The organism is Streptococcus mitis (assembly GCF_003942765.1).
GTDB classification, from domain to species: domain Bacteria; phylum Bacillota; class Bacilli; order Lactobacillales; family Streptococcaceae; genus Streptococcus; species Streptococcus mitis_BE.
Window position 1 is genome coordinate 166,072 of record NZ_RJNW01000001.1, and the last position, 12,737, is coordinate 178,808.

Annotated in this window: 13 protein-coding genes; all 13 read right to left on the minus strand. The window is 39.8% G+C overall.

Annotated features, from left to right (window positions below; all coding sequences use genetic code 11):
* Nucleotides 1-3 precede the first annotated feature (3 nt).
* Entirely contained in the window at nt 4-273 is a 270-nt protein-coding gene (locus D8849_RS00795; RefSeq protein ID WP_125385887.1) for a DUF1294 domain-containing protein, read from the minus strand.
* Nucleotides 270-1,307, minus strand: a complete 1,038-nt coding sequence (leuB, locus tag D8849_RS00800; RefSeq protein WP_125385888.1) for a 3-isopropylmalate dehydrogenase — start codon at nt 1,305-1,307, stop codon at nt 270-272. The genes D8849_RS00795 and leuB overlap by 4 nt, the downstream gene beginning before the upstream one ends.
* Nucleotides 1,308-1,318: 11 nt before the next feature.
* Nucleotides 1,319-2,881 carry a 2-isopropylmalate synthase gene (locus D8849_RS00805; protein WP_125385889.1) on the minus strand — a complete coding sequence of 521 codons (1,563 nt, stop codon included), beginning with the start codon at nt 2,879-2,881 and terminating at the stop codon, nt 1,319-1,321.
* A gap of 313 nt (nt 2,882-3,194) precedes the next feature.
* Complete coding sequence (locus D8849_RS00810) at nt 3,195-3,851, minus strand: MmcQ/YjbR family DNA-binding protein (RefSeq protein WP_125385890.1); 657 nt, start codon at nt 3,849-3,851, stop codon at nt 3,195-3,197.
* 43 nt (nt 3,852-3,894) lie between these two features.
* On the minus strand, nt 3,895-4,527 hold the full coding sequence (locus D8849_RS00815) for a copper homeostasis protein CutC (protein ID WP_125385891.1): 633 nt from the start codon (nt 4,525-4,527) through the stop codon (nt 3,895-3,897).
* Nucleotides 4,528-4,617: 90 nt separating this feature from the next.
* A complete protein-coding gene (locus D8849_RS00820) occupies nt 4,618-4,977 on the minus strand; it encodes a YbaN family protein (RefSeq protein ID WP_001237214.1) in 360 nt (119 codons plus the stop codon).
* 256 nt (nt 4,978-5,233) lie between these two features.
* A complete protein-coding gene (topA, locus tag D8849_RS00825) occupies nt 5,234-7,321 on the minus strand; it encodes a type I DNA topoisomerase (RefSeq protein ID WP_049488175.1) in 2,088 nt (695 codons plus the stop codon).
* Nucleotides 7,322-7,438: 117 nt separating this feature from the next.
* Nucleotides 7,439-8,287 carry a DNA-processing protein DprA gene (gene dprA / locus D8849_RS00830; protein WP_125385892.1) on the minus strand — a complete coding sequence of 283 codons (849 nt, stop codon included), beginning with the start codon at nt 8,285-8,287 and terminating at the stop codon, nt 7,439-7,441.
* Nucleotides 8,288-8,374: 87 nt separating this feature from the next.
* A complete protein-coding gene (locus D8849_RS00835) occupies nt 8,375-9,064 on the minus strand; it encodes a sugar phosphate nucleotidyltransferase (RefSeq protein WP_000643965.1) in 690 nt (229 codons plus the stop codon).
* Nucleotides 9,065-9,075: 11 nt separating this feature from the next.
* A complete protein-coding gene (locus D8849_RS00840) occupies nt 9,076-9,954 on the minus strand; it encodes a DMT family transporter (RefSeq protein ID WP_070843005.1) in 879 nt (292 codons plus the stop codon).
* On the minus strand, nt 9,944-10,813 hold the full coding sequence (gene licA, locus D8849_RS00845; RefSeq protein WP_125385893.1) for a choline kinase LicA: 870 nt from the start codon (nt 10,811-10,813) through the stop codon (nt 9,944-9,946). The genes D8849_RS00840 and licA overlap by 11 nt, the downstream gene beginning before the upstream one ends.
* A gap of 16 nt (nt 10,814-10,829) precedes the next feature.
* Nucleotides 10,830-11,852, minus strand: coding sequence for a ribitol-5-phosphate dehydrogenase (locus D8849_RS00850; protein WP_125385894.1), 1,023 nt, complete (start codon nt 11,850-11,852; stop codon nt 10,830-10,832).
* Between the two features lie 4 nt (nt 11,853-11,856).
* Nucleotides 11,857-12,564: an IspD/TarI family cytidylyltransferase gene (locus D8849_RS00855; RefSeq protein WP_049488774.1), complete on the minus strand. Its 708-nt coding sequence runs from the start codon at nt 12,562-12,564 to the stop codon at nt 11,857-11,859.
* Nucleotides 12,565-12,737: the final 173 nt, after the last annotated feature.

A 12,737-nucleotide genomic window follows, 5' to 3' on the forward strand; every position in this document is an offset into this window, starting at 1 on the left:
CCATTACCTCCAAATAACATATAAGGCTACTAGTGTGGTCATCATCCCAAGAAACCAAACTGTTTTAAAATACCATTTTCGAGTCTTGTGGTGAAAGATGATTCCTGCTAGCCAGGCACCAAAACCACCACAAGTAAAGGCTAAAATAAGTAAGATTTTCTCAGGGATGCGCCAAGCCCTTCTCCTTGCCTTAGATTTATCAATACCATAAATCAAGAAAACCATGACATTCCAAATCAAAAGGACTAGAGTAATTTTTTCGTCTAACTTCATAACCTTGCAATAATAGCTTCCGTCATTTCCTTTGTTGAAGCCTGTCCTCCTAGATCTCTCGTTAAAATTCCAGATGCCAAACTTGTCTCAACAGCATGCTCGATACGCTCTGCATCCTCATAACGACCAAAGCTATCTCTCAACATCATGGCAACTGATAAAATCATGGAAATAGGATTGGCAATACCTTGACCTGCAATATCAGGCGCTGAACCGTGAATAGGCTCATAGAGACTTGGGCCATTTTCAGAATGACTTGCTGAAGGCATAACTCCAAGTGTGCCAGATAGGACGCTTGATTCATCCGAGAGAATATCTCCGAAAAGGTTTTCCGTCACGATGACATCAAACTTGGCAGGATTGGTAATCATAAGCATAGCAGCTGAGTCTACCAACTGGTGTTCCAAGGTCACATCTGGGAAATCCTGCGAGATCTTCTCAGCTACTTTCCTCCAGAGTTTTGAGGTCGCTAGAACATTTTGCTTATCGATACTAGTAACGATTTTTCTGCGATTTCTTGCAATTTCAAAGGCTTTGCGAATAATCCGTTCCACCTCCTCATAGCTATAGTCGTTAATATCACGCGCTTTTTGCTCTTCGAGAATATGATCTCCGAAGTAGATCCCGCCTGTCAACTCACGCACCACGACAAAGTCCACACCAGCAATTCGTTCTGGTTTGAGAGGTGACAAATGCTTAAGACTATCAAAGATTTTTACAGGGCGAATATTAGCATAGAGATTGAGTTCCTTACGGAGAGCCAGCAAGCCTTGTTCAGGCCGAACCGCTGCTCCATCATACTGAGGACTTCCGATAGCCGCTAGTAGAATGGCATCTGCTTCACGACATACCTTGAGGGTTTCATCAGGTAAAGGATGCCCTGCAGCATCGATACCTGCACCTCCAAAAGGTCTTCTATCAATATCATAATCAAAACCTGTTTTTTCAGCTAGAGCTTCCAGAACCTCTAAACTAGCCTCCATGATTTCTGGGCCGATTCCGTCCCCTGCTAGAGCTACTATTTTCTTTGTCATAGCATTCTCCTTTACACACTGGGCATATCGCGATAGGAAACGCTACGTCCCATCTCACCAGCATTCTCTTTTTGAACAAAGGTATTGGCATTGATGTAGGCAATAGCCGAAGCCTTCAACACATCGAAATCAAGACCTGCTGCGTTAAAGATGGTTTCTGTATCTCTGTTTTCAACAGTGACCAAGACCCGAGCTTGGGCATCAATTCCATCTGTCACCGCATCGATAGTATAGGATACCAAGCGAACAGATTGATTGAAGAACTTATCAATAGCGTTAAAGATAGCCTCAACAGAGCCTTGTCCTGTCGCATTAAATTCGACTTTCTCACCATCCATATTGGCTAGGCTAACGAGTGCTTCAATGTCATTTTCCGCATGGGTTTGTAGTTGTAAATCATCAAAGTGGAAGCCTTCTGGATTCTCAACCATGGTTCCAGCTACCAGAGCACGAATATCTGCATCTGTGATTTCTTGCTTTTTATCAGCCAGCGCCTTGAACTTAGCAAAGAGTGGTTTGATATCCTCTTCTGAAAAGTCTAGGGCCAATTCTCTTAGTTTTTCAACAAAGGCATGGCGACCAGACAATTTTCCAAGTGGAAGACTATTACTCTTAACACCGACTAATTCAGGAGTGATGATTTCATAGGTAAGAGGATTTTTAAGGACTCCGTCTTGGTGAATACCAGATTCGTGAGAAAAGGCATTGCCACCGACCACAGCCTTGTTTTTAGGAACTGGAATACCAGAGAAGCGGGAAACCATTTCTGACGTATTGATTGTCTCATTTAGGACAATGCTTGTCTCTGCTTGATAGTAATCTTGGCGAATATTGAGGGCTACTGCAATTTCTTCCAAAGCAGCATTGCCAGCTCGCTCCCCAATACCGTTGATAGTCCCTTCGACACGTCCTGCCCCATTCTTAACAGCAGCAAGGCTATTAGCCACTGCCATTCCGAGGTCATCATGACAGTGTGGTGAATAGATAATCTGACGATCCGTCTTGACATTCTCAATCAAGTATTTGAAGATAGCACCGTATTCCTCTGGTGTAGTAAATCCTACCGTATCAGGGATATTGATATAAGTCGCACCTGCATCAACCGCTGTTTGAACAACTTGCAAGAGGAAATCCAACTCCGTTCTGGTCGCATCTTCAGGAGAGAATTCGACCACTTCAAACTTGGAACGTGCATAAGAGACATGCTCACTGATTGCTTCCAAAATCTCTTCCTTGCTCTTATTGAGCTTATACTTTCGATGAATCGGACTGGTAGCGATAAAGACGTGAACCTGTGGATATTTAGCATCCTTGAGGGCTTCATAACAAGCATCAATATCAGACTTGACAGAGCGTGCCAAACCAGTCACCGCTGTTTTCTTCAAGACTTTGGCAATCTCCTGCACTGCTGTATATGAATCAGGACTCGCCGCTGGAAAACCAGCTTCGATGGCTGAAATACCCCATTTCTCCAGCTGTCTTGCAATGGCTATTTTTTCCTTGATTGAAAAATTAACGCCAGGTGTCTGTTCTCCATCCCGAAGGCTGGTATCTAGAAATTCAACTGTTCTCATAAGATTTCCCCTTTTCCAAATGTGGTTTTAAAAAAACATCTCGCTCAGAAGTCCAAGCGAGATGTTGATTCACTCCCGCTTGGTAAGCCAAACAGGACTAATGCTTTTTGCACTAGCCCGAGTACCTCAACAACAAAGCGAATTGATTAAACTTAGCTGTTTTCATGTTTGACTTTCTCCTTCGTTTGATATCTTGTTTAGTATTTTAGCATAGGCAAAAGTACTTGTCAAGAAAAAATCCAATATTTTCTGAAAATTTCTTCAGTAGAGAATATTTTGCTAATTGAAAGTCGTTGAAAAATCTTGAAATATTTCATTTTTTAGTGGTTAAATTCCAGCTTCTTTCTATCAATTCCAGTACTTCTTCATCTGATAAAGTATCATCAAGCGCCACACTAATCCAGTATCGTTTGTTCATATGAAAAGCTGGATAAATACCTTTATTTAAAAGTAAATCAGCTACTTGATCATGTTTGAGGTTGACTGCTTCCACTTGCCCCTCTCTGCTCTTTCCCAGCTTACCCCAAGAAATTTTCATCAAGACGGCATACCACTTTTGATTGCCTTCGTGTCTTAACACTGCTGTATCAGGCGATTTCTCCCACAAATACTCCAACTGATTTCCATACTTTTCCTGAACCTGAACCATGATACGCTTAGTCTGAGGACAGATAAAATCCTGTACCTCAAAACAAGCCTTCCGAATCTGGTAAAGAATCTCCAAACAAGTCTCACGGACACTTGCAACAAAACTTCCTTTAAAACTTTCCATATGGACTTGAGGATAGGGATCACCAGTCTCCTGGTCAAAGACTTGAAAACTCACATTATCAGTAGTGATGGACACAGTCATGATAAAATCACCCTGCAAAATCTGGCAACTATAGGTCCAAACTCCCCTATTTTCTACAAAACCATAAGCATGAGCCTTTTCTTTATTAAATTGATAGGATTTAAAAATTTCAAACATAAGTGAAAACCGCTACCAAAAGCTAGCAGTTCCTTTCTATTTTTTAAAAGACAACCTTGGTTCCATGCAATTGTGTCACACCTAGCTGGTCGATAAAGGTTTGACGGTTGTCAAGGTCAATCCCCCCACCTGGTAGAATTTCAATCTTACCTTTAGCATGTTCCAAAATTCTGTGATAGTGAGCAAAACGTTTTTCTAAGGAATCCCCAGACACACCAGCACGAGTTAAGATACGAGTTACTCCAGCTTGGCTGAGCCAGTCAATAGCTTCCAGTTGATCTTCATCGCTCAATTCATCAAAGGCCATGTGGAAGACAATTTCCATTCCTTTTGATGCAGTAATTAACTTTTCAAGATTAGGTTTATCCAACTTCTTATCAGCAGTTAAAGCCCCAAATACAACTCCTTGACTGCCAGATTGAGCAGTCAAACGAATGTCTTCTAACATAATAGCAATTTCTAGGTCATTATAGACAAAGTCGCCACCACGTGGACGAATCATGGTCATGATGGTCGTATCGTGGTCAGCTGCCAGTTCAACCGCTGCCTTGGTCACTCCATAGCTTGGTGTTGTACCTCCCACTGCTAGATTATCACAGAGTTCGATTCGACGAGCTCCAGCCTGCATCGCTTTTTCAAGCAAGGTCACATTTTCAGCACAAAATTCGTAAATCATTTGATTCTCCTTGATTATTACTTTTAATTTATTATATCATATTATTGTGAATATGCTTTTATTTATATCAAGGAAAATAGTTACTATTTTTTATTCTTTGTCCGGAATGACCTTGAAGAGATAATAGGTGATAAAGATGGTCAAAGCTCCTAGACCGATTTTGACTGGTAAGAGAGGGGCAAAATAAATGGAAATTCCCATTAATATGTAGATAGATACGATGATTTTTTTCTTTCGTTCACGCGCAATAGACTTAGTCTCGCGAAAATCAGCAACATATGCTTGATAGAGCTTGGTATGATACAACCAATCTTCGAAGCGCTTGGAACTTCTAGAGAAACAAGCAATAGACAACAAAAGAAAAGGCGTTGTCGGCAACAAGGGTAAAACAACCCCAACAATAGCCAAGGCCAGTGATAAAAAACCAATAATTAGATAGATAAGACGCATAATTTCTCCTAGTTAATACTCTTTGAAAATCTCTTCAAACCGCGTCAACGTCGCCTTACCGTAGGTATGGTTCCTGACTTCGTCAGTCTCATCTGCAACCTCAAAGCAGTGCTTTGAGCAGCCTGCGGCTAGCTTCCTAGTTTGCTCTTTGATTTTCATTGAGTATAAAATAATCTTCTTCTAGTTTCGCATACAATGGTGAATTTTGTCAAGTTCTAACCAAAAGAGCCTGAAATTAACTTTCAGGACTCTCCTCTTATTTAATCTTTTCTTCTTCGTAGTCGCCATTACTACATACAACCTGCTTGCCACCACCACGGACTTTTTTCTCCATGAGGAAGTTGCCACATTTTGGACAGTCACGACCAACAGGCTTGTCCCAAGAGGTAAATTCACAGTCTGGATAGCGATTGCAACCATAGAAGAGGCGGTTACGTTTGGTTTTACGCTCAATGATTTGTCCCTGATGACAACTTGGACACTCAACACCAATCTCTTTCACGATTGCTTGGGTATGACGGCAATCTGGGAAATTGCTACAAGCGTAGAACTTACCAAAACGACCAAGTTTAATAACCATTGGACTGCCACACACTTCACAATCAAATCCAGCTGGTTCATCCTTGATCTGGATTTTTTCCATTTCTTCTTCAGCCTTGGCCACTTCTTTAGAGAATGGTTTGTAAAAGGAGTCTATAACACGTTGCCACTGCTCTTTTCCGACTTCGACATCATCCAGCTTGCCTTCCATTTCAGCTGTAAAGGTCACATTTACGATATCTGGGAAATATTCAACGATGAGCTTGTTAACAATTTCTCCCAACTCTGTCGGTTCAAAGCGTTTGGCTGCAAGGCGAACATAATAACGTTTCTGAATGGTTTCAATGGTTGGCGCGTAGGTTGACGGACGTCCAACTCCATTTTCCTCCAAGGTCTTGATAAGGGTCGCTTCAGAATAACGGGCAGGCGGTTGAGTAAAATGTTGCTCTGGTTTGCTATTGACCTGTTTAACCACATCTCCAACAGCCATATCTGGTAGCATCTTATTCTTGTCAGAATCATTATAAATGGCAAGATAACCATCAAACTTAACCTGACTACCATTGGCAGCAAATTGAACTCCATTTTGCGACAATTTAACAGCCATAGTATCAAAGACAGCAGCTGTCATCTGGCTAGCCACAAAACGATTCCAGATAAGGGTATAGAGCTTGAGCTGGTCCTTGTCCAGATACTTAGCGATGCTTTCAGGTGTATTAAAGACACTAGACGGACGAATAGCCTCGTGGGCATCCTGAGCTCCTGAAGCATTTTTGACCTTGCTACCATGCTTAGAATACTTGCTACCAAAACGGTCCGTAATGAAACTTGCTGCTTCATTCTGCGCTACAGGACTGATACGAGTCGAATCGGTACGCATATAGGTAATCAAACCTTGAACACCAGAACCGATATTAATTCCTTCATAGAGCTGTTGGGCAACCATCATGGTTTTTCGAGTACGGAAATTGATTTTATTGGCAGCATCCATCTGCATAGATGAAGTGGTATAGGGTAATGGAGCATTGCGTTTGCGCTCTTTCTTATCTACTTGATCCACTGAAAAATCTTTACTAGTCAGACGAGATAAGACTTCCTTGACCTCATCATTACTAGTCAGTTTTAGCTTTTTACCATCCACTCCATAGAAGGAAGCCTGAAATTGCTTGGTTCCCTTTTTAAAGACACCATCAATTGTCCAATATTCTTCTGGCTGGAAGGCATTGATTTCATTTTCACGGTCAATGATTAACTTAAGCGCAATAGACTGTACGCGCCCTGCTGACAAACCCTTCTTGACCTTTTTCCACAAAATAGGCGAAATCGAATACCCTACCAAGCGGTCCAAAACACGACGAGCCTGTTGGGCATCTACCAAGTCCATATCAATCTTACGAGGTTCTTTAAAAGCATTTTTGACCGCATCCTTGGTGATTTCATTGAAGACCACACGGTTGGCATCATTTTCATCCAAGTTGAGAATATGAGCCAAATGCCAAGAAATCGCTTCTCCTTCACGGTCCGGGTCACTCGCCAGAAAGACTTTATTAGCTTTTTTAGCTTCTTTTTTCAAGTCATTGATAAGAGGACCTTTTCCTCGGATATTGATATATTGCGGTTCATAATTATTTTCAATATCGACGGACATACTAGATTTCTTCAAATCACGGATATGGCCGACGCTGGCTAAAACCTTGTAGTTTCTGCCGAGATATTTTTCAATCGTCTTGGCCTTAGCAGGCGACTCCACGATTACTAGATTTTTTTTAACTGTTGATTTTTTCTTTTTTGTTGCCGTAGCCACAGTATCACACCTTTTCAAAGTAATAAACTTTATAAAGTGTAAACCATTTTGCCATAACTGTCAAGACTTAGCTCCTATATATAGAAGAAAAGTTTGTCTAGTAAGCAAAATTTCGTCTTAAAATTCAAATTCCGCAAGAACATCTTGCCCACTGGTGACCAATTTTGCTCCTTCTTGAATCAAATGATGACATCCATCAGATAGTCCATCTAAAATGCTACCAGGTATAGCAAAAACATCGCGTCCTTCTTCCATTGCCCTCTCACAGGTAATGAGACTACCTGAACGCATCTTAGCCTCTGCTACAATCACACCACGACAAAGTCCAGCAATGATGCGATTACGGGCAGGAAAATGAAATTTTAGAGGTTGTTCACCAGGTCCATACTCACTGAGAACCAGATGGTCATTGCCGATGTAGTCTTGCAAGCGTTTATTAGCTTTAGGATAAAACACATCCAGTCCTGTTCCAATCACTGCAATGGTTTTTCCGCCATTCTGAAGAGCTGCCATATGCGCTGCTGTATCAATGCCCCTGGCTAGTCCACTGACGATAACCAGTTCATTTTCCAATCCCTGAATGACTTTTTCAACTGACTTAGCTCCCTGTTTGCTACAAGTACGACTTCCTACGACTGCTACCTTAGGAAATTTCAAGAGATCCAGATTTCCCTTGTAAAATAAAAGTACAGGCGCATCATATATTTCACTCAAATCCCAAGGGTAACAGTCATCTAAAATAGAGAAAGATTGAAATTTTTGAAATTCTTTCTCCAAATGCGCATCATCTATCTGAAAATAACGTTCCATAAAAACAGCTGGATTTCGGCAACCTGATATATCTGCAATATCACCTAACAACAGTTCTTGATCAACATTTTCACCGTATTCTAGGACTTTCAAAATCTGTTGATTGCTCAAACCTGATTTTTTTAACTTATAGATTTCATAGTTTGTGATTTTCATAAATATCTCCATTTCTTTTTCTACTCATCTATTTATTCGTAAAAAATCAAAAAAACATCCGACTATTTTAGCCAGATGTTGGAATCTTTAATTTTCGTTTTTAAGAATTTCTTCTAATTTATGATAGTCTTGGACACTATCGATCTCATAGATGCTATTGCCTTCTAATTCTTCAACATAGACATCTAGCTCTTTGATATTATCCTTAACCATATTGTCCCAATAGAGATCAACAAATTCACCACTTGCATAAGCCTTGTCAATAAAGCTGACAATCTTTTCTGCAGTTGGAGCATCCCAGAAGGATACACCACTAAGGATGCGACCTGCCTTGCTATCAACAATAATGTCTTGAACCTTGTAGTCATCTCCATAGACCAAGAACCATTCGTTGGTACAATCTTCACGATAAACACTAAAATAAGTAGAACGTGTCAAATCATTGCGGAACATATTTTTAAAGAGATAATTATCGGCATCAATAACATAGCTGTTAGCTAATTCTTCTTTTACAAGATAGAGAGAGTAAAAGTTATTGTAGTCAGCGTATTTATCATTGAAGACGAGGCGAACACCATATTTTTCTTTCAAGTAATCGAATTGTTCTTTAAGGTAACCAACAATGATGATGATGTCATTGATTCCTTTTTCTTTTAAAAACTCAATTTGGTATTCAATCAAGGGTTTTTGATTAACCTGAACCAAGGCTTTAGGGGTATTTTCAGTCATAGGACGCAAGCGAGTTCCCAATCCCGCTGCTAAGATGATGGCTTTCACACGAATCTCCTTTATTCTTTAATAATAATATAAACTCCAGCAATGACGACAAGTGACGTAATAATTGTCAGCATATCTAACGGTGCACCCAAGAAAACAACTGCAAACAAGACAGTCCATACTACATAGCTCACATTCAAGCCTGTAGCCTTGGCTGGTTGTAAGCGATTGATAGCGATATAATAAGCCAAGTAGGAAATCATATCAAAGGCTGCAAAGACAATCATAAGACCTAGTAATTGTCCATTGGCTACTTCTGCAAATGACTGATGAGAGAAGAGCACAATCACAAGATAGGACAAAAATGAAGTCACTTGACGGATTAAGAGAGCTTCGATTTCACTCAATTCACTTTCCATAGCAAAAGAGCTAAGGACACTTTCACTCCCCCATGCAATGGCACAAACCAAAGCACAGAGAATCCCAATGTAGAAGGAATTGACCTGTTCAACCTTATAGGTCTGGGCAATAATTCCTGCAATAATCAAGATAATCCCAAACACAGTATTTTTCGAAATCTTGTGCTTCAAGAAGAAGAAAGCCAATAAAACTGAAATCGCAGGGTAAATAGCTGATACAGATGAAGCTAAAGAACTTCCGATATACTTAACTGCATAAAGATTGGCCTGCATACCGATAGGGCCTGCTAGTAAGGCTCCGATGATAACACTAACATTGCGAATATTTAAGAAAATTGAGAGACGAACTTTTCCTTCTTTTACCAAGAGAAAAGCTAGTAAGATAAAGATACTCAAGAAATCATGAGCAGCGGCTACCACAAAGGGTGACAAATCTGTAAAAATCGAAAAGATATAAGCACTGATCGTTAGACCTAACCCCCAGAAAATACCTGAGAGTAGACCAAAAGAAACTCCATTTTTATTTTTCATCAGAACCTCCATAATAATCTAGACCTTTAACAGCTCTTTGATAACGATTCACACCATAATCACCAAAATCTGCGCCTTGCTCTTCCTTATAGACTGTCCATAGACTCCAAATGGTATCTTGTAAAATTTTATAAATAGCAATCTTTTCACGAGAGACAGGTGTTTGGTCACTCTCATAGTGAGATAAGAAAGCTTCTTCCTCTTGGGGAGTGAATTCAGATTCTAAAAAGAGGGCAGCCAAATCCCACATTGGATCATTCATTGATGAATATTCCCAGTCAATCAGATAAAGTCGTCCTTGAGGTGATTCGATAAAGTTTTCAGGCACCAAATCGATATGACAAGATTTTCTGTCAACACCTAAGTCAGCCAGCCTTTTCTCTAAGGAGAAGACTTCTTCTCTAACTGCTTTATAGTTGGCATAAGGGATTTTCTCTTCAATCAAGGATTCGTATTTTTTGATTTCTTCAAACGGAGCAAATTCTCCTCTTAATTCCTTGCCAGAAGCATGAATAGTTTGTAATATTGGAGCAATTTTATCAAATTTGGTCTTGATTGACGTTGAATCAAGCGTAATCGCAGATTCGATATACTCATTTACTTTGATACCAGCTTCAATATCAAAAAGATAATTTTTTACATCTAAGTCTAAATCTTTAAGTAGTTCAAGATTGTACTTTTCATCTTGACGATTGATCAGCTTTTCTGTTCCTTTACCAAAGAACTTAACGATGTACTGCTTATTTGTTGTTTTGGCCAAATAGTTTTGATTGGTCATTCCCCCCAGTTGTTCAACACTGAGGACTTCCTCTTCTTGACTAAGTAAGGAAGAAATTTTTTCTTTAATGATTTTCTCCACAATTAACCTCCAGCACCTATACTTCCCACTTAAACACTGTTTTAAAGGCTGTGTTTAAATCGGTCGCAAAGACACGGTGAATATCTTTAATTTCTCTTACAGGTTCTTCTAGATAAAGGATATTTTTAAGACGATTGGCAAATTTCTTGACTTCAATCATTTGGATTGCATTTTCAAAATCAATGCGACCAGAACGAGAGGAACCAACCAAGAGCAAACCTTTTTCTAAGGCATCGCGTGTATTGAGATTGACTTTATACTCACTAACTCCCATCATGAGAATCGTTCCCTGAGGACGAATGTAGCGAATCAAGTCATTAATAGCTGGTCCAGTACCATCACCACCACAACACTCAAAAGCATGGTCAAAGGCCAAATCTTCAGGAATATTATCAGTAATATAGCATTCCTTGGCAAAAGAGAAGAGTTCCAACTTTTCCCAATGACGACCAATAACCACAATCTCTGCTTCTGGTAGAGTATAGTTGATAATATTGGCAACCACAAAAGCTAAACTTCCATCTCCGATGACGGCGATTCGGTCCCGCTTGCTATGAGCAAGTGTCAATAAGCGATTCATAGCATGCATACCGACACTGACAAACTCTGTAATGGCTGCAACCGTATCTTCGATAGCATCATAAGGCACCACACGATCTTTAGGGAGAGAAACAAATTCTCTCATAAAGCCATCAAAGCCACTAGACAAGAAATGGGTCCCTATCATGTAGTTTTCATAGAATTCTTCATCACTCTGCATAGGAGGCTGATTGGGAATCATGACAACTTTTTGACCAACCTCGTAGGTTCCTGTCGGGTCAGAAATAACGGTTCCACATGACTCGTGAATCATTGCCATTGGAAGTTTTTTATTCAAAATCTTCGGATCACGTTTTCCTTGGTAGTAACGCTGATCCGCATGACAGACCGCCATATAATTAGGGCGGATGAGGATATGATTCTCTTGGTCAATAGCCTCTTCCTGATATTTGACATTGATAAACTTAGGCTTTGTTAGTTGGTAAATTTGATTAATCATTTTATTACTCTTCCTCAATCATGCTTTTTGCAATCTTCAAATCTGTTACTGTAGTAATTTTCAGATTTGAATATTCACCCTTAGCCAAGGCTACATCTTTTCCTTTGATTACAAAGATTTTACATGCATCTGTTAAGATTTCTTTCTCTTCGGCAGAGAGAGAACCGTAAAGATCCATGAAGTCCTTGCAACGGAATGTTTGAGGTGTTTGTCCTTGATAGAGGTGAGCACGATTTGGAATATCTGTAATAAATTGACCGTTAGTACTTTCAACGATAGTATCAACCGCTTCTACCACTGTGTCCACTGCGTCATGATTTTGAGCAAGTTTGATATTGTCTTGAATCATACGAAGCGTAATGAATGGACGAACAGAATCGTGGGTAACAACGATGTCCTCTGGAGTAAGCGGACGATAAGCATCAATGGCTTCAATGATTTTCTCAATACTCGTATTACGGTCAGCACCACCTTTTGTAATGATGATACGATCCTTATGAAGAGGTAGATATTTATCTACAAGATCCTCTGCATGGGAAACCCAGTCTCCATGAACCCCAACCACAATTTTTTCAATACTTGGTTCCAAGACAAATTTTTCAATTGTATGAATCAAAATAGGTCGATCACCTAGCTCTAAAAATTGTTTTGGCAAATTACTGATTCCCATACGTGTGCCAGTTCCACCGGCAAGAATTCCTGCATAAATCATCTATTTTCTCCTTTGTCTTACTAAAAAAACTTATTCTCTCTATTATACCACAATCTAGTCCTATCATAAAAGAAATACTAGTCATCCCGTTCTAGAATAGGAGGATTAAGCAGTTCCATTATTCAAAGAAACTAGTCCATTTCTAGTAGTGACTAGGAATTCAATAGTCATTA